Origin of the sequence: Sphingobium ummariense RL-3, assembly GCF_000447205.1 — a bacterium.
Classification (GTDB): Bacteria; Pseudomonadota; Alphaproteobacteria; order Sphingomonadales; family Sphingomonadaceae; genus Sphingobium; species Sphingobium ummariense.
The window spans coordinates 33,647-50,884 of sequence record NZ_AUWY01000127.1 but is presented as its reverse complement, the minus strand read 5'-3'; the positions used below and the strand labels follow the sequence as shown (position 1 = coordinate 50,884).

General features: G+C 65.3%; 17 protein-coding genes. 14 read left to right on the top strand and 3 right to left on the bottom strand.

Going from position 1 to position 17,238, the window contains the following annotated elements:
• A protein-coding gene (locus M529_RS48725; RefSeq protein ID WP_152522675.1) for an IS5 family transposase occupies positions 1-727 on the bottom strand; the annotation gives its coding sequence in 2 pieces (ribosomal slippage) (positions 1-394 and positions 394-727; 728 coding nt annotated over the 2 pieces). This gene is flagged as partial in the annotation.
• A gap of 138 nt (positions 728-865) precedes the next feature.
• On the opposite strand from M529_RS48725, the gene M529_RS45595 reads away from it, so the two are divergent.
• From M529_RS45595 to M529_RS45535, 14 genes are all read left to right on the top strand, one after another.
• Positions 866-1,078 carry a DUF2934 domain-containing protein gene (locus M529_RS45595; protein WP_021319357.1) on the top strand — a complete coding sequence of 71 codons (213 nt, stop codon included), beginning with the start codon at positions 866-868 and terminating at the stop codon, positions 1,076-1,078.
• A 37-nt stretch (positions 1,079-1,115) separates the two neighbouring features.
• A complete protein-coding gene (locus tag M529_RS45590; protein WP_021319356.1) occupies positions 1,116-1,550 on the top strand; it encodes a hypothetical protein in 435 nt (144 codons plus the stop codon).
• 78 nt (positions 1,551-1,628) lie between these two features.
• Positions 1,629-2,978 carry an IS1380-like element ISSp1 family transposase gene (locus M529_RS45585; RefSeq protein WP_013039775.1) on the top strand — a complete coding sequence of 450 codons (1,350 nt, stop codon included), beginning with the start codon at positions 1,629-1,631 and terminating at the stop codon, positions 2,976-2,978.
• 201 nt (positions 2,979-3,179) lie between these two features.
• Positions 3,180-4,871, top strand: coding sequence for a glycogen debranching protein GlgX (gene glgX / locus M529_RS45580; RefSeq protein ID WP_021319920.1), 1,692 nt, complete (start codon positions 3,180-3,182; stop codon positions 4,869-4,871).
• On the top strand, positions 4,868-6,574 hold the full coding sequence (gene treZ, locus M529_RS45575) for a malto-oligosyltrehalose trehalohydrolase (protein WP_021319919.1): 1,707 nt from the start codon (positions 4,868-4,870) through the stop codon (positions 6,572-6,574). Before glgX ends, treZ begins: the two co-directional genes overlap by 4 nt.
• The gene (gene malQ, locus M529_RS45570; RefSeq protein ID WP_021319918.1) at positions 6,571-8,286 is read left to right on the top strand and encodes a 4-alpha-glucanotransferase; all 1,716 of its coding nucleotides are present in this window, start codon (positions 6,571-6,573) and stop codon (positions 8,284-8,286) included. The genes treZ and malQ overlap by 4 nt, the downstream gene beginning before the upstream one ends.
• Positions 8,283-10,760 (top strand): malto-oligosyltrehalose synthase, encoded by a 2,478-nt coding sequence (treY, locus tag M529_RS45565; protein ID WP_021319917.1) that lies wholly within the window; start codon positions 8,283-8,285, stop codon positions 10,758-10,760. Before malQ ends, treY begins: the two co-directional genes overlap by 4 nt.
• A gap of 3 nt (positions 10,761-10,763) precedes the next feature.
• Positions 10,764-11,069 carry a hypothetical protein gene (locus M529_RS49510; RefSeq protein WP_152522674.1) on the top strand — a complete coding sequence of 102 codons (306 nt, stop codon included), beginning with the start codon at positions 10,764-10,766 and terminating at the stop codon, positions 11,067-11,069.
• A gap of 432 nt (positions 11,070-11,501) precedes the next feature.
• On the top strand, positions 11,502-11,741 hold the full coding sequence (locus tag M529_RS45555) for a DUF6894 family protein (RefSeq protein WP_021319915.1): 240 nt from the start codon (positions 11,502-11,504) through the stop codon (positions 11,739-11,741).
• A 109-nt stretch (positions 11,742-11,850) separates the two neighbouring features.
• Positions 11,851-12,558 carry a Crp/Fnr family transcriptional regulator gene (locus M529_RS45550; RefSeq protein ID WP_021319914.1) on the top strand — a complete coding sequence of 236 codons (708 nt, stop codon included), beginning with the start codon at positions 11,851-11,853 and terminating at the stop codon, positions 12,556-12,558.
• Positions 12,530-12,964, top strand: a complete 435-nt coding sequence (locus tag M529_RS50770; RefSeq protein WP_408021331.1) for an integrase core domain-containing protein — start codon at positions 12,530-12,532, stop codon at positions 12,962-12,964. Before M529_RS45550 ends, M529_RS50770 begins: the two co-directional genes overlap by 29 nt.
• 102 nt (positions 12,965-13,066) lie before the next feature.
• On the top strand, positions 13,067-13,768 hold the full coding sequence (locus tag M529_RS45545; protein ID WP_021319913.1) for a VIT1/CCC1 transporter family protein: 702 nt from the start codon (positions 13,067-13,069) through the stop codon (positions 13,766-13,768).
• A 368-nt stretch (positions 13,769-14,136) separates the two neighbouring features.
• A complete protein-coding gene (locus M529_RS45540) occupies positions 14,137-14,796 on the top strand; it encodes a cytochrome b/b6 domain-containing protein (RefSeq protein WP_021319912.1) in 660 nt (219 codons plus the stop codon).
• A gap of 92 nt (positions 14,797-14,888) precedes the next feature.
• A complete protein-coding gene (locus tag M529_RS45535) occupies positions 14,889-15,338 on the top strand; it encodes a helix-turn-helix transcriptional regulator (protein ID WP_201766364.1) in 450 nt (149 codons plus the stop codon).
• A 257-nt stretch (positions 15,339-15,595) separates the two neighbouring features.
• Here M529_RS45535 and M529_RS45530 read toward each other — a convergent pair whose 3' ends face one another.
• Positions 15,596-16,291: a type 1 glutamine amidotransferase domain-containing protein gene (locus M529_RS45530; protein WP_021319910.1), complete on the bottom strand. Its 696-nt coding sequence runs from the start codon at positions 16,289-16,291 to the stop codon at positions 15,596-15,598.
• Positions 16,292-16,352: 61 nt separating this feature from the next.
• Complete coding sequence (locus M529_RS45525) at positions 16,353-17,105, bottom strand: SDR family NAD(P)-dependent oxidoreductase (protein WP_021319909.1); 753 nt, start codon at positions 17,103-17,105, stop codon at positions 16,353-16,355.
• Positions 17,106-17,238 lie beyond the last annotated feature (133 nt).

Here is a 17,238-nt window from a genome sequence, read left to right as displayed (position 1 = left end):
GCGATGGCGGAGAAGAAGACGGTTGGGCAGCGGTCGTAGCGGGTTGCCACACGGCGCCAGTCTTTCAGGCGGCCGAACATGATCTCGATGCGGCTGCGGCGTTTGTATCGGCGCTTGTCGTATTTCACTGGAAAGGAACGGGATTTCCGGCCCGGGATGCAGGGCGTGATGCCCTTTTGCTCGAGCGCGTCCCTGAACCATTCGGCGTCATAGCCCCGGTCAGCCAGCATCCACTGCGCCTTGGGCAGATCATCGAGCAGGGCTGCCGCGCCGGTGTAATCGCTGATCTGGCCGGCCGTGATGAAGAAGCTCAAGGGGCGGCCGTTGGCATCGGTGACGGCGTGAAGCTTGGTGTTCATGCCGCCCTTGGTCCGTCCGATCAGGCGGCCGAGATCCCCTTTTTTACCCCAAGGCTGGAAGCCGTGCGGTGGGCCTTGAGATAGGTCGCATCGATCATGAGGGTCTGCGGTTCGGCTTTCTGGGCGGACAGACCCTCCATCATCCGGCCAAACACGCCCATCTCGCCCCACCGTTTCCATCGGTTGTAGAGCGTCTTGTGCGGACCGTATTCCCTGGGCGCGTCTCGCCAGCGCAGCCCGTTGCGATTGACGAAGATGATCCCGCTCAGCACCCGCCGGTCATCAACCCGAGGCTTGCCGTGACTCTTGGGAAAATACGGCGACAAACGCGCCATCTGCTCGTCCGTCAGCCAATACAGGTCGCTCATGCTCAGTCTCCTCGCGGAGCCTGAATCACATCGCTCTCAGCCAATCAATGGGTCCTGAGCCTAATCCGGATCAGTCCGCGCATCCAATCGGCACGCCATGCATTCCGATGGCCATGCAACGCATTCTGCGGGGACACCATGTCGATCGAAATCCAGGAACGAATTCGCCGAAGAGCCCATGCGATCTGGGAAGCCCAAGGCCATCCCGACGGGCTGGCCGAAGAACATTGGCATCAGGCGGAGGCCGAGATCGCGCAGGCCGATGCCATGAGCCAGACCTCCAGTCCGCTCGCGACCGGCGTGGTGAGAAAGGAACCGGGCAAGTCGGCCAAAGGCGAGGTAGCCGCCTAGACCGGCACGTCTTCTCCTCTGAACGAATGGGGCGCCCTTGACCTTTCTTCCCGACCGCCTCGAAGGCGGATCACCCTATCCCTTGGGCGCCAGCTTCGACGGGCTCGGTGTCAATTTCGCCATCTTCTCCGCCAATGCCGATCGGATCGAATTATGCCTATTCGATCCCAGCGGTCGCAAAGAGATCGCCCGCCTGCCCCTCCCCGAATGTACGGACGAAGTGTGGCACGGCTACCTTCCCGACGCGCGTGCCGGCCTGCTCTACGGCTATCGGGTCCACGGTCCCTATGCGCCTGAACAGGGCCATCGCTTCAATCCCAACAAGTTGCTTCTCGACCCCTATGCCCGGCGTCTTTCTGGCAGCCTGCGGTGGAACGACGTGCTGCATGGTTATCCGGTGCGCGGCAAGCGCGCGGATCTAGCCCGCCTTATTCACCAAAAGTGTCCTGAAGGGTTGGCGGGAGTGGCGTAAGCCTCTGATCTGAATTAGGAACTGGGTGTCTAAGCCGAACCTGCCGCAGGGCAGAAAATGCCACGGGCCACACCCGCCATGAACGATGATATCGCAAGCTCATTTGGATTCCCAGCAGTCGGCCGCAAGAAAATCACAGCTGCGTTCGACGGTGGCCGGCTTACCTCGGATGGCGGTGTTCTACTGCTTGCACAGGCCGAGCGCGCGATGGGGATTTGCCAGCGCCTGGCGGCTTGTATTGCCGATCCGCGCGATCCAGCGCGGGTGATCCATCGCCTGGATGACATTCTGCGTGCCCGTGTGTTCGCGATTGCGTGCGGCTATGAGGATGCCGATGATCTCGATGCTCTGCGCGACGATCCAGGCTTCCGCCTGGCGCTCGGCAAGCTGCCGGAATCGGGCGCGGGGCTGGCCAGCCAACCGACGATGAGCCGGTGGGAAAATGCACCGACTACGCGCGAACTGGCCAGCATGATGGCCGCGATGATCGACATCTACTGCGCCAGCTATCCCGCCCCTCCGACAGCGGTCACGCTGGATATCGACGACACGTGCGACGTCGTGCATGGCTATCAACAGCTCTCGTTCTGGAACGGGCATCATGGGGAGCGCTGCTTCCTACCGATCCATATCTACGACACCGCGACCGGCAGGCCGGTGGCCATGCTGCTGCGCACAGGCAAGACGCCTTCTGGAAAGGAGGCGGCGGGGCACATCCGACGCCTGGTGCGTCACCTGCGCCGTAATTGGCCCGATACCCACATCACTATCCGCGGCGACGGGCACTATGGTCGACCCGAGGTCATGGCCTACTGCGATGCGGCCCGCGTCGATTACGTGTTCGGCCTGCCCACCAATTCAGCGCTGCGCGCCGATCCCGCCATTGTTGCGGTCGCCGATGCCTGCGCGGTCAAGCGCGCCCAGCGTCAGTGTCCCGTCCTGCGCAACTATGCCGAGACCCGCTATGGGGCAAAGACCTGGAAGTGCCAGCGTCGCGTCGTTGCACGGATCGAGGCCAGCACGCTGGGCATGGACATCCGCTATGTCGTCACCTCGTTGGCAACAGGATCGGCCGAGCACATCTACGACACGCTCTACTGCGCGCGTGGTCAGGCCGAGAACCTGATCAAGCGCCACAAGTCCCAGCTCGCCAGCGACCGAACCTCGTGCCGCTCGGCCAATGCCAATCAGATGCGCCTGATACTGCACACTGCCGCATACTGGCTGCTATGGCGCATCCAGCAGGCGATGCCCAGGACCGCTGCTCTGGCAAGCGCGGAGTTTACCACCTTGCGCCTGCGGCTGCTCAAGGTCGCTGCGCGCGTCGTAGAAAGTGCTAGCCGCATCCGCATTGCCTTCGCTTCCGCCTGTCCGGATGCCGACCTGTTCCGCGCCCTCGTTCTCCGGCTGAAGCCTGCGCCGACGTAGCCCATGCGGCAGCGCCGCAGAACTCCGAGCCCAGCCCTTCAACCCGAAAAGCCCATCAATCCGAATGCGGTGAAACAAACGCCAGCGATGCCGGTCGTCCGCGCAATACAGCCAGCCGCAGCAAATGCCCAGAGCGGGCCCGAAACCGAGCGTCGTGAATAAGAGAGGCTAGGCTTCGACAAGCGTGACAGTGCGCCCGCCATGCCCAAGGCGGTGGTGACGCATGACAGCTTCGACTGGTCGCGCGACGTGCGGCCCAACATCCCCTGGTCGGAAACGGTCATCTACGAAGCGCACGCCAAGGGTTTGACGAAGCTCCTGGAGGCAGCGCCGCCACAGGAACGCGGGACCTTTGCCGCCCTCGCCCACCCCAAAGTCATCGATCATATGAAGCGCCTGGGCATCACCGCGCTGGAACTGATGCCGATCCACGCCTTCACCCAGGACCGCTTCCTTCAGGAGCGCGGGTTGCGCAACTATTGGGGCTATAACACGCTGAGCTTCTTCGCGCCGGAGCCGAGCTATTTCGCCGGCGACACCCATGACGAGCTGCGCGTGGCGGTACGAAGGCTGCACGCGGCGGGGATAGAGGTGATCCTCGACGTCGTCTACAACCATAGCTGCGAAGGATCGGAGCTGGGCCCCACCCTGTCCTGGCGCGGCATCGACAATGCGACCTACTACCGCCTGTTGCCCGATAATCCGCGCTACTGCCTCAACGACACCGGCACCGGCAACACCTTCAAGCTGACTCATGCCCGCGTCATCCAAATGGTGGCGGATTCGCTGCGATACTGGGCGACCAGCTTCGGCATAGACGGCTTCCGCTTCGATCTGGGCCTCACCCTCGGGCGGACCGATCATGGCTTCGATCCCAATGCCGGGCTGTTCGACGTACTGCGACAGGACCCGATCCTCGGGCGCCTGAAGCTGATCGCCGAGCCCTGGGACGTAGGCATGGGCGGCTATCAGCTCGGCAACTTCCCCCCCGGATTTGCTGAATGGAACGACAAATATCGCGATACGGCCCGCCGCTTCTGGCGTGGCGATCCGGGCCAGCGCGCGGATCTCGCCGCGCGCCTCTCAGGCTCGGGCGACCTGTTCGACCGCCGGGCGCGCAGGCCATGGGCGAGCGTCAATTTCCTCACCAGCCATGACGGCTACACCCTCGCCGACCTCGTCTCTTATGAGGAACGGCATAATGAGGCCAATGGCGAGGAGAATCGCGATGGCCACGACAACAACCTCTCGCGCAACTGGGGCACGGAAGGGCCGACCGAAGACCCGGCGATCAATGAGACTCGCGGTCGCGTCCGACGTGCAATGCTCACCACCCTGCTCGCCTCGCTCGGCACGCCGATGCTCGTGGCGGGCGATGAGTTCTGCCGCACCCAGGGCGGCAACAACAACGCCTATTGCCAGGATAATGAGATCAGCTGGCTCGACTGGTCCCTGCTGGAGGGTGAAGAAGGCAGGGCGCTGTTCGATTTCACCGCTCGCCTGGTCGCGCTGCGCAAGGCGCATCCGGTGCTGCGCGCGCCGACCTTCCTTTATGGGCAGGATTCGCCCGGCTTCGGCGTCAACGACATCGAATGGTGGGATGAGCGCGGGCGGCCGCTGAGCGAAGACGACTGGAACAATCCTGAAGGCCGCGCCCTTGTCATGCGTCGCGCGGTGCTGCTGGAGGACGGCCGAGTGGAGACGTTGAGCCTCCTCCTCAACGCCGGCGACGATCCGGTGGACTTCACCCTCCCCGCTCCTTCTGCGCCGCGCGAGGTGTTGATCGACAGCGCCCAGCCGGAGCGCGCGCCCTTCACCATTGGCGACGAATATGGGGTTCAGCCCCATTCGGCCGTCCTCATCTGCTGGCTCGGGGAGAAGACGGAGGCATGACGTGCTGGGGACCACTCGACCTCGGCGACGGGCGCTGGCGCTTCCGCCTCTGGGCGCCGGATCGCGATAGGGTGACGCTGGAGTTGGACGGCCGCGCGTCCCGACCGATGGCGCGCGACGCCGACGGCTGGTTCTCCACAGAGACCGAAGCCGAGCCCGGCACCCGCTACCGCTTCCGCCTCGGCCCCGACCTGGCCGTGCCCGACCCCGCCTCGCGCGCGCAGTCGGGCGGCGTCCATGGCTGGAGCCTCGTTGCCGCCCAGGGTCGACGTGCCGCAACCGACTGGCGCGGCAGACCATGGCGGGAGGCCGTGATCCATGAGTTGCATGTGGGCCTGAGCGGAGGTTATGCTGGCGTGGCAGCGCAACTGCCCGCTCTTGCCGATCTCGGCATCACCGCAATCGAGCTGATGCCGGTCAACGCCTTCAGCGGCATGCGCAACTGGGGGTATGACGGCGTCCTGCCGTTCGCGCCGGCAGAGGCCTATGGCAGCCCGGAGGAGCTGCGCGCCCTCGTCGACGCGGCCCATGCCCATGGCCTCATGATCTTCCTCGATGTCGTCTATAACCATTTCGGCCCTGACGGAAATTATCTCGGCGCCTATGCGTCCGCCTTCTTCCATGCGGAGCGGCATACGCCCTGGGGTGGCGCGATCGCTGTCGACCGGCCGGAAGTCGCCGCCTATTTCCGCGAGAACGCGCTGATGTGGCTGAAGGACTACGGCTTCGACGGGCTTCGCTTCGATGCCGTCCACGCGATCGGCGACGATGCCTTTCTCGATGCCCTCGCCCGCGACATCCGCACCGCCTGCCCCGGCCGGCACGTCCACCTGATGCTGGAGAACGAGCGAAACGACGCCGGACGCCTGAAGCCCACCGCCTATGACGCACAGTGGAACGACGATTTCCATAATGTCCTGCACGTCCTGCTGACCGGCGAGACCGACGGCTATTACGCTGATTTCGCAGAAAACCCCGCCGACCGCCTCGCCCGTTGCCTGCGCGGGGGCTTCATCTACCAGGGCGAGGCATCGATACATCAGAAGGGCAGAAAAAGGGGCACGCCCAGCGCCCATTTGCCGCCCACCGCCTTCATCGCCTTCCTGCAGAATCACGATCAGGTCGGTAACCGCGCCATGGGCGAACGACTGCTGGCATTGACCGATCCCGTCAGGTTGCGTGCGGCGACCACCCTGCTGCTGCTGATGCCCCAGATACCCCTGCTCTTCATGGGAGAGGAGGTTGGGGCTCGCAGCCCCTTCTTCTTCTTCACCGACTTTCACGACGAAATGGCGGATGCCGTGCGCGAGGGCCGCCGCCGCGAGTTCGCCGGCTTTCCCGCGTTCGCCAGCGAGGAAGCCCGCACCCGTATCCCCGATCCCAACGCGCCCGGAACGTTCGAGGCATCGCGCGTCGCGCCCGGCGCCGATGCGGCCGAATGGCGCGCCTTCTACCGCAGGCTACTGGACCTGCGGCGGCAGCATGTCGTCCCTGGCCTCGAAGATTGCCGGGCGATCGACGCGCACCCGCTCTCGTCGGCCGCCGTTCAGGCGCGCTGGCGGCTGGGCGGTGGCGAGGTGCTGACTCTGCTCCTCAACCTCGGCGACGAAGCCGTGCCGGCCGAGCGGACGATGGCGCCGCTGTTCAGCACCGGCGTACCTGGAGCGCCGGCAAGCTGCACCGCCTGGATCGACCGGCCATGAGCGCGCTCCACGCTCTTGCCGACGGAGCCGGGCTGGCAAGGCAATGGACCGATGCGGACGGGGTGGAGCATGTCGTGAACGACGAAAACCTGGCCGCCATTCTTGTCGCGCTCGGCTTCCCCGCCGACACGGACGGCGCGATCGATGCCAGCCGCACGGCCCTCCACCAGCGAAAGAGAGCGCCCCCGTCCCTTCTCACGGTGGATTGCGACAGTCCCATCACATTGCCCTCCGCGCTGGATGAACAGCCGATCCGCCTGATCGACGATCAGGGGACAGCCGTGAAGGGCTGGCGCACGGGCATCGGGCGGCCGGGCTATTATCGCCTGGTCCTGGCGAACGGCGACGTAACGCTGGCTGTCGCGCCGAAGCGCTGCCCGGCGATCCCCCGCCGCTGCTGGGGAGTGGCGATCCAGATACCGTCGCTGACGAAACCCGGGACCGATTTCGGCGATTTTCCGCTGCTCGCCGACGCCGTCCTGCGGCTCGGGCGGAGCGGCGCCGACGCCGTGGCACTCAGTCCCGTTCACGCCCAATCCCTTCCCCGTCCCGGCTGCTTCGCGCCCTATTCGCCCTCCAGCCGCCTCCGGCTCAACGGTTTGTTCGGAGAAGCCCCACGCCCGCCCGCGACTGGTCAGGGCGGATTGATCGACTGGGCCGCCGCCGGCCCGGCAAAACTCGCCGCTCTGCGGGATGCCGCACCCGATGATCGGCCCTTTGCCACCTTCCTCCAGGCCAACGCCCGACGCGGGCTGGACGCCGTGCAGCAGGCCGCGGCGGAAGCGGGCATGGCTATCGGCATCATCACCGACCTGGCCGTCGGTGTCGAGCCGGCGGGCGAAGATGTGGCGGAGGAACCCGGCGCCTTCCTTCAGGGCCTTCATATCGGCGCGCCGCCCGATCCGCTGGGACCGTTGGGCCAGAATTGGGGACTCACCACCTACAGCCCGCAGGGCTTGGCCGATCGCGGCTTCGCGCCCTTCATCGCCATGCTTCGCGCCAACATCCCCCGGAGCGGCGGTATCCGCATCGATCACGCTTTCGGCCTGCAACGGCTGTGGGTCGTGCCGGAGGGGCGCCCGGCGAGCGAGGGCGCGTACCTCGCCTATCCCTTTGCGGACCTCCTCCGTCTCATCAAGCTGGAGGCCTGGCACGCGCGCGCCGTCGTCATTGCCGAAGATCTGGGAACACGACCGCCAGGCTTCAGCGATGCGATCGGGCATGCCGGCATCTACGGCATGGCGGTGCTGCCTTTCTCCCGCGATCAGGACGGCGCGTTCCTCCGCGCCGAAGCCTATCCGGCCACTTCGATCGCGATGAGCGCCACGCACGATACGCCGACGATCGCCGGCTGGTGGACCGGCCGCGATCTCGAATGGAACCGCCGGCTGGGGCGCGGCGGCGACACGCAGGCCGACCGTGCCGCCGCTCGCGCTGCGCTGTGGGCCGCAATCGGCGAGGACGAGCACCAGCCGGCCGACCCGGCGCCGGTCATCGACCGCGCGTTCGATTTTCTAGCAAGTTCCCCAGCGCCGCTTCTGGTGGTGCCGATGGAGGACCTGATCGGAGAGGTCGAACAACCCAACCTGCCCGGCACGACCGACGAGCACCCCAACTGGTCCCGTCGCCTTCCCGCGCCCATGGACGCGCTTCTGGAACGGCCGGACGTGGCCACACGCATCGCGCGCCTCAACGCGGTGCGCGGCCGATGATCCCGCGCGCCACCTATCGCCTGCAGCTCACCGGGGACTTTCCCTTCGCCGCGGCGGAAGCGATCGTCCCCTATCTGGCCGACCTGGGCATCAGTCATGTCTATGCCTCTCCCATCACCATGGCGCGCCAGGGATCGACCCACGGCTACGACGTGGTCGATCCCACACGCATCAACCCGGAACTGGGCGGTGAGCCAGGCTTCCGCAGCCTCGTCACGGCACTGCGCGCCCGCGACATGGGCCTCGTCATCGACATCGTCCCCAACCATATGGGTGTCGCCGGCGACGAGAATCCGTGGTGGAACGATGTGCTGCGGCTGGGTAGGGGCAGCCGCTATGCCGGCTATTTCGACATCGACTGGAACGGCCCGCTGATCCTGCCCATCCTCGGCGCGACCCTGAGCGAGGCGATCGCGTCGGGCGACCTGAAACTGATGGCAGGCGACGATCCGCATCTGCTGCTCTATGGCGGACGGCGCCTGCCCCTCCGGCCCGATACCCCCTTGGGCGAGGATCTTCGGGTGATCGCCGACGCGCAGCATTATCGTCTCGTCCATTGGCGCACGGCCAACGACAGCCTCAATTGGCGTCGCTTCTTCTCCATCAACGAATTGGCTGGCCTGCGCATCGAGGACCCGGCCGTGTTCGACGCCACTCACCGGCTTTATCTGGACCTCTACCGCGAAGGATTGATCGACGGGCTGCGCATCGACCATGTCGACGGATTGACCGATCCCGCCGGCTATTGCCGTCGCCTGCGCGCGGCGATGGACGCGATCCGCCCCGGCGCGTGGATCGTCGTCGAAAAGATATTGGGCGCGGACGAGGCTTTGCCGAGCGACTGGGGCATGGACGGCACCAGCGGCTATGATTTCATGCGCGACGCGACGGCACTTCTCCACGCTCCGGAAGGCCAGACGCCGCTCACTGCCATGTGGCAAGGACTGGAGCCTTCTCAGGCCGACATGACCGGCGTGGTGCGGCAGGCGAAGCGGGATATGCTCTGCTGGCAGTTCGAGGCGCAACTGGCCGCCTGCGCGGAAGCCTTTGTCGCCCTCTGGCGCGTGTCGGATGATCTCGCCGAGGCCGTGACCCCAGCCATGGTCCGACGCGCGATCACCTGCCTGCTGCAGGTTTTCCCCGTCTACCGGACCTATGGCGACGGCCGTTCGGCGCCGCCGAGTGATAAGCCCGCGCGGCAGAAGGTCTGGGACGACGTCCAGCCCCTCCTCCCACCCGGCGAAGCCCCTGTTGCGCGCCGGATTCTCGACTGGCTGGCGGGCGATGGCCATGCCGCGCCGGACCGCGCCGCAGAGGCCGTGCGCCGTTTTCAGCAATTGTCCGCGCCGATTGCGGCCAAGGGGATAGAGGACACCGCCTTCTACCGCTATGCGCCGCTGCTTTCGGCCAATGATGTAGGGTCCGAACCGGGCGAGTTCGCGATCTCGCCCGATCTTTTCCATCGCCGCGTCGCAAGCCGGTCGGCGGATTTTCCCCATGCCCTGCTGGCGACCGGCACGCATGATCACAAGCGCGGGGAAGATGTCCGTGCGCGCCTCGCCGTCCTGAGCGCGATCCCCGATGAATGGGAAGAGGCCGTGACGCGCTGGACGCAGCTTGCGGACCGGCATGGCATCGCGATCCATCCTGCCGACCGCTACCAGCTGTTCCAGACAATCGTCGGCATCTGGCCGATAACCACGCGGGAGAGTCCAACTTCAGGCTTAGGGGATCGCATCGGCGCCTGGCAGAAAAAGGCATTGCGCGAGGCACGCCTCAGATCGAGCTGGGAAGCGCCCGACACTGACTATGAAGCGAGAGCGCGCGCGCTGCTGGACGCCTTGCTGGCGGACGATCCTTTCACCCGCGCTGTCGGGGCATTCGTGGCCAGAATCGCGCCGGCGGCGGAGGCCAACAGCCTCGTCCAGACTGCGCTCAAATATTGCGTCCCGGGCGTACCCGACTTGTATCAGGGCGCGGAACTGTTCGATCTCAGCCTGGTTGATCCCGACAATCGACGGCCGGTCGACTTCGCATTACGACAGAGCCGGATCGATGCACCCCCATGCGACGGACCGACGCGAAAACTGGCGCTGATCCGTTTCTTGCTCGGACTTCGAACGGGCGATCCCACGCTCTTCTCCGACGGCGCTTATCGTCCGCTTGCCATCACTGGTTCTCGAGCCGGGCACATGCTGGCATTCGAGCGCCGGCTGGATGATCGTCGCCTGCTCTGCGCCGTCCTGCTGCGTGCAGCGGACACCATCATTGCCAGCGAGGGCGCTTTGCCCGGTCCGGACTGGTGGGCCGACACCCGGATCGAAGCCTATTCCAGGCTTGAACCGGCCGTCCTTTTCGCGGCGGCACCTTTCTTCATAACACAGGTGAAGGACACTTCTCCGATCGGGAACCTCCACCAGCAGGAAGCGTCTGCCGACAAGAGGCGAATGATGTCCGACACGAACGAGAAGTGACAAATGGTTGATCCGAGGATTTTCGACTGGCTTTCCCTCCACAGCGAAAATTTTGAACTCCATCACAACAGACATCGGGAAAGCGCGACCTCGGTGAAGCGCCACCTGCTTCATCGCGAGCGACTGGGTGAGGATATGGCGTTCGAGACCCCGTCGGCAAAAGCAGAGTGCGTCGATCGGGATTGTCTGTGGGAACTGAGCGCCCGCCTTTCAGATGGACGACAAATCCATTTCGCTGGCCCCACCCTTGATCATTGTCTGCGGACAGCCCGCTCGGTCCTGATCCCGCCCGTCGCGGTTGCAGCCTAACACCTCGATCCATCGGGCCAGGACGTTCGCGGTAGTTCCGAACAACACACACAGGCGGAGAGTAGAATGCATGCAAAGCAATTCAGTGTGGGCTTGGGCGTGTTCTCGCTTGCTCTGGGTGCGACGGAAATCACCGCCGTGAGGCGGATCGGCCGGGCATTGGGGTAGGATCATGCGACCGGACGCGCCGTCCTGCGCCTGTTCGGTGCGCGCGAGATCGTGGCATCGCGGGCACGCTCGCCGTCGATGCCCTGGTCGCGCGACGACCGACTATCGCGCCGGCAGCTTGCCGCCCACGCGCGCGAACGCGACCGATTGACCGCATGCCGCCGTCTCGATCTGGTCGGATGACAAGGCTCGGCGAGCGGCTCGTACCAGCCGCCAAGCGGTGCCACACGGAACCCATTCCCGCAAATAGGCCTTAAGCTCCTCATGACACGCTATCACCTCAACCTGTTCAACGATACGGATATTCTGGACGAAGAAGGCCAGGATTTCCCCAATATTGCCGCCGCGGTGGCCGAAGCGGTCCGCAGCGCCCGTGACATCATCGCTGAACATGTGCTGACCGGACGCACGATCCATCTACAACATCGCATGGAAGTCACGGATCCGGAGGGCAGGTTGCTCAGCACGGTCCGTTTTGGCGATGTCGTGCGTTTCGAACAATGAGGCTCCCCTCGGATGGGACGAGCGAATGTGACAATCAATGGCTGTTAAACGCGTTTGAAAGGAATTCCTCCTGTCAGGTCATCCGGCCTTTCTCCTCTTCGTTCGCAGATTGCTGCAACGGTCGGTCCTGACCGAGGAAGAACAGGCAGCGATATGCTCGCTGGAGGGCCGGGAGGCAGGGATCGAGCCCCACAGGGACATCGTCCGCCCCGGCGAACACACCGATTATTCCTGCCTCGTCGTGTCCGGTCTGGCGGCCCGCTTCGGGCAGCTCCGCGACGGGCATCGTCAGATCACGGCCATTCACATTGCAGGGGACATGTGTGACCTCTATTCCCTGATGCTACCGAAGGTCGAATGGGCGATCCAAGCCCTTTCATCGCCCGTGAAGATCCTCAAAGTGCCGCATCGTGACCTGCTGAAGCTCGTTCGTGCCTATCCGGCGGTCGCGGAGGCATTCTGGCGCGACTGCGTGGCGGACGGATCGATCTTGGCGCAATGGGTCGTCAACGTAGGGCGGCGCGATGCCCGCATGCGGACGGCGCATCTTCTGTGCGAGCTGGGCGTCCGCATGGAGCGGGCGGGCCTGGGAAGGCGCGACGCCTACACGCTCGACATCGTCCAGACGCAACTGGCCGACGCCCTGGGGATGACGCCTGTCCATATGAACCGGATCATACGCGGCTTGCGCGAGGATGGGCTGCTGGTCACGCGGCGGCGCGATATCCATATCACCGACTGGGCCGCGCTGGCCGCTGCCGGCGGTTTCGAGGGCGGTTATCTGGAATATGAGGATGGGCCGCACCGACGACTATAGTCATTCCGCGGCGTCTGCGCATTCTCTCCGCACAGGCCGGCTGCGCGATGAATGCCCGAACACGCACTGGTTCTTGTCTTGGGACGACGCCAGGAGCAAGATCGAAGCATGGCGGACGGACTTCAACGATACCCGACCTCACACATCCCTGGGGTTCATGACGATTGCCGAATTTGCTTCATCGGCCGGGGTTAAACCCCGGCCGATGAAGCACCGGGCTCTCCTTCTGGCCTTTGGCAAAACTGGGGTCGGGTCATCGGGAAGGCGCAGCTCGGCGTCGATCTCACACCGGACGAGACTGCCAGATCGCGGCACGTCTCGATTCGCTTATCGGCGATACTCCGCGCGTCACCTTACCCGCGCTCTCCCGCCGAGCAGTTCCAAGACTGCACGCCCACAATATTGAAGGGTCGATGTCGGTTACGGCGGTAGGCGCAAGCGCCGTTCTGCCGAGCGGATCGGTAATCTACCTAATGCTTCATCGTGCGGATGATGCGACGTAACAAACATGTCTCGTCTGCATCTTCATGTCGAACGTCACACAGTCGAGCGAATCGGCTGGCTGCGCGCCGCGGTGCTCGGCGCCAATGACGGCATCGTCTCGACCGGCAGCCTGATCGTCGGCATTGCGGCGTCGTCCGCCGACAAGGCCGAGATTCTGCTTGCCGGCATTGCCGCGCTTGTCGCGGGCGCGATGTCGATGGCTGCAGGCGAATATGTCTCGGTCAGCTCCCAGGCCGACAGCGAACGGGCGAACCTCGCCAAGGAAAGCGGCGAACTTCGCGATCAACCCGAGTTCGAGCGCGAGGAACTGGCCGGTATCTATGTCGCCCGCGGCCTCACTCCCGAACTGGCTCATCAAGTCGCCGACCAGTTGATGGCAAAAGACGCGCTCGGCGCGCACGCCCGCGACGAGCTCGGCATCTCCGAGCTGTCGACCGCTCGGCCGCTCCAGGCGGCATTTACCTCGGCGGCGACATTTAGCGTCGGCGCCGCTGCGCCGTTGATGGTGGTCGCGCTTGCGCCTGCCGACTCGCTCATCCCACTGGTGATCAGCGTCTCGCTCCTCTGCCTGGCACTTCTTGGCGCGCTCGGAGCCAAGGCGGGTGATGCGGCGCCGTTCCGCTCGGTCATGCGCGTAACCTTCTGGGGAGCGCTGGCGATGGCGTTGACGGCGGGGATCGGCAAGCTCGTCGGGACCGCGGTGTAGCGCCGGCAATGGCGAGGCGGGCCACCCGTTGCCGACATGCGCAGGCGCTTATGCCGGCGCGGATAAGCGCCGGGCACATGGTGGGAGCCGTCGCCAACGGCCAGTTGGGAATGTCACAAGGAGGATATTTGCCATGCGCTGTAAATTGATGATCACGCTCTGCCTTCTGGCTGCGCCGGCGCTCCAGGGCGCCACAGCGGCCGAACGCCCGACCGCGGCACGGCCACCGCACTCGGAGGGCCCCAAGGCCGCACGGAAATCGGCCGCCGAAACCGCAGGACATCGGACCGAGCGAACTCGAAACCGATCAGCTTTGGCGCACCGGGACTTGCCTGCGGATCTGGAGCGCGAGCGGGAGGAGCACGACCATGACAGCGAAAACGACTGAGGCGTCGCTGCCCACGCGGCGCTGGGATCCGCTGGTGCGCATCACCCACTGGGGAATAGTGGTCGCCATCATCGTGAACGCGCTGGTCGTCGAGGAAGGATCGGGAATCCACATCTCGGTCGGCTACGCCCTGGCAGCGCTGCTCGCGCTGCGGCTGCTATGGGGACTGATCGGGCCTCCAGAGGCGCGCTTTTCGGCCTTTCCGCCAAGCCCGTTGCGCGCCTTCGCGCATGTCCGCGAGATCTCATCCGGAACACGCACGACGCATGCGTCCCACAACCCGCTGGGCGCGCTGATGGTCTATGCGATCTGGAGTTGTCTCGCTGCCATCATCGCGACCGGCATCGCCATGGCACCTCCATCGGCCGCTCCATGGACCAATCGCGAGGGCAAGGAGCATGTGGAGGCGGGTGTCAAGGCATCCACACCCGTCGCGGCCGAAAGGGAGGACGACGGCGAGGCCGAAGAAACGGGCGAGCGCGAGGAGGGCCCGTTGACCGAGATCCACGAGATCGCGGTGAATCTGCTCTATCTGCTCATCGCGCTGCATCTTGCGGGCGTCATCTTCGAAACCCGCCGCAGCGGCCGACAGATCGTCACCTCCATGCTGCCTTGGCCCACGGGGTCGAAACGCGGATGAGGGCACACAGCTTTCGTGCCGAAAGCGGCGACGGTCGAAGCTGGACCGTCGCCGCGATCGTTGGGCTGCAATCGCTTGCAGCAGCATTTTTCGTGGCGGACGCGGCCGGAGACCTGCAGCGAGACGGCCTCTCGGCGCATATCGCAGTCGAAGCACCGGTTGCCGTCTCCCTGCTAGCCGGCATCGCCTTCGGCGCCTGGCGGCTCCGGACGATGCTCGCAGATGCGCGACGCCGCGACGCCGCGCTGGCGGCGGCATCGGGTGCGCTCGGAGAGGTGATCCGAGCACATTTCGCCCAATGGGGACTGACGGCGGCCGAAGCCGACGTCGCGCTGTTCGCGCTGAAGGGCTGTGATGTCGCGGAGATTGCACGGCTGCGGAGCACCGCGGCGGGAACGGTCCGCGCGCAACTGGCGCGCGCCTACGCCAAGGCAGGCGTCGGCTCGCGCGCCGCACTGGTCAGTCTGTTCATCGAAGATCTGCTCAGCGGCGTACCGGCTCCGCAGCGCAGCGCGCGGCTTGACCAGCATCAAGCAAAATAGTCCGGCGCGACGCCAGAATATATCCGGATGATGGCGCCGCGGGGCGACGTCGTGAGGCAACTTGCGCGGCTACCTGCCACGCTGGCTCAGGCGTGAACTTTGACGGGAAAGGCCGGTCGATGACCTATTGCATCGCTACCGCACGTCGATGGCCGGGCCGATCGACGTGCGGTAGCGCCCACGGTGGTCAACGCCCCGGCCAATGAGCGCTCGATCAATGGTTCGAGCAAAACCTGATCCCCGTGTCGCCCCCCGCGCTATCGCAGCGCCGCTATGACCACTTCCGCCAGCGATGCAGACGATTGCGGGTTCTGGCCCGTGAGCAGATTGCCGTCCTTGACGACATGGGCGCGCCAGTTCGGTCCCTGTTCGAAGACCGCCCCCCGCTTGCGCAGCGTGTCGGCCAGCAGCCATGGGGCGTTCTCAGCCGTCCCGAACTCGATCTCCTCCTCGTCGCTCAGCGCGGTCATCTTGCGGCCGGCAAAGGGCCAGCGCCCCTTCTCGTCCCGTGCCGCCAGCAGGGCGGCCGGGCCATGGCACACGGCGGCGATGACCTTGCCGGCCCGGTCGGCTTCAACCAGCACCCGCCCCATGTCGGGATCCTTGTAGAGATCCTCGACCGGGCCATGTCCGCCGGGGACGACGACCGCGTCATAGGCGCCGGTGTCGATCGCGGCCAGCACCAGCGGATGGGCGATCCGCTCCGCATGGCGGTCCAGATAGGCGCGCATGCGCTCCGCCATGTCGTCCCCCACGACGTCGGGATCGAGGCTGCGCCTGTCCATCGTCGGCACGACGCCTCCCGGGCTGGCGAGATCGACCCGAAAGCCGGCCCGCATGAAAGCTTCGTCGATGTCGACGAATTCCTGGGCCCAGACGCCCGAGTCATAAAGGGAACCATCGGCGCGGGTCCATGTGTCCGCAGCCGAAAGAACGATCAGGATATGGGTCATCGATGCGCTCCTGCCTGTCGTCGAAGCGACGACGGGTTGATGGGATGGTCGGTTGTCTCGGTCAGATGTTCTGGCCACCGGACACCTCGATCCGCTGGGCCGTGATCCAGCGGTTGTCGGGGCCGAGCAGGCTGGCGATCGCCGGCCCGATATCGTCGGGCACGCCGACCCGGCCGAGCGCGATCATATTGGCGAAGGCCTCGTTATATTCCGGCGTGTCGCGCACCGCGCCGCCCAGGAAGTCGGTCTCGATCGCGCCCGGCGCGATCGTGTTGGCGGTGATGCCGCGGCTGCCGAGTTCCTTGGCCATGTAGAGCGTCAGGATCTCGATCGCGCCCTTGGCGGCCGAATAGGCCGAGAAGCCGGGGTAGGAAACCCGCGTCAGGCCCGACGAGAAATTGACGATGCGGCCACCGTCGGCGATCAGCGGCAACAGCGCCTGCGTCAGGAAGAACACGCCCTTCACGTGCACATTGAACAGCTGATCGAACTGCGCCTCCGTGGTTTCGGCGAAGCTCGCCATCTCGCCATGGCCGGCATTGTTCACCAGATGGTCGAATGTGTCGCGGCCCCAGGACTGGAGCGTGGCGCGGACCTGATCGGCGAAGGCCGGGAAGGCCGAAATATCGGCGACGTCGAGCTGTAATGCGGCCGCATTGCGGCCCAGCGCCTCGATCTCCGCGACGACGGCCTGCGCCTGTTCGGCGCCGCTGCGATAGGTGAAGATGACGTCGCCGCCGCGACGGGCGATGCTGATTGCGGTGTTGCGGCCAAGGCCGCGGCTGCCGCCGGTAACGATGGAAATGGTGGACATCGGTCGTTCCTTTCATAAGGGCGAGCGCAAGGGACCGGCGCCTTGCGGCGGCCCAGCGTTCGACTTGGGTTGTTGGCGATACCCGGTCGGCATATCCGCCTGCCGAGGCTCTTCAGCGCCCCCTCAATGCCCC

Coding starts and splice junctions, on each gene's coding strand:
- treY (WP_021319917.1), top strand. CDS start 8,283: ATGATCCCGCGCGCCACCTATCGCCTGCAGCTCACCGGGGACTTTCCC.
- M529_RS45595 (WP_021319357.1), top strand. CDS start 866: ATGTCGATCGAAATCCAGGAACGAATTCGCCGAAGAGCCCATGCGATC.
- M529_RS45585 (WP_013039775.1), top strand. CDS start 1,629: ATGAACGATGATATCGCAAGCTCATTTGGATTCCCAGCAGTCGGCCGC.
- M529_RS50770 (WP_408021331.1), top strand. CDS start 12,530: ATGAGGATGGGCCGCACCGACGACTATAGTCATTCCGCGGCGTCTGCG.
- glgX (WP_021319920.1), top strand. CDS start 3,180: ATGCCCAAGGCGGTGGTGACGCATGACAGCTTCGACTGGTCGCGCGAC.
- treZ (WP_021319919.1), top strand. CDS start 4,868: ATGACGTGCTGGGGACCACTCGACCTCGGCGACGGGCGCTGGCGCTTC.
- M529_RS45555 (WP_021319915.1), top strand. CDS start 11,502: ATGACACGCTATCACCTCAACCTGTTCAACGATACGGATATTCTGGAC.
- malQ (WP_021319918.1), top strand. CDS start 6,571: ATGAGCGCGCTCCACGCTCTTGCCGACGGAGCCGGGCTGGCAAGGCAA.
- M529_RS45525 (WP_021319909.1), bottom strand. CDS start 17,105: ATGTCCACCATTTCCATCGTTACCGGCGGCAGCCGCGGCCTTGGCCGC.
- M529_RS45530 (WP_021319910.1), bottom strand. CDS start 16,291: ATGACCCATATCCTGATCGTTCTTTCGGCTGCGGACACATGGACCCGC.
- M529_RS45545 (WP_021319913.1), top strand. CDS start 13,067: ATGTCTCGTCTGCATCTTCATGTCGAACGTCACACAGTCGAGCGAATC.
- M529_RS45540 (WP_021319912.1), top strand. CDS start 14,137: ATGACAGCGAAAACGACTGAGGCGTCGCTGCCCACGCGGCGCTGGGAT.
- M529_RS49510 (WP_152522674.1), top strand. CDS start 10,764: ATGGTTGATCCGAGGATTTTCGACTGGCTTTCCCTCCACAGCGAAAAT.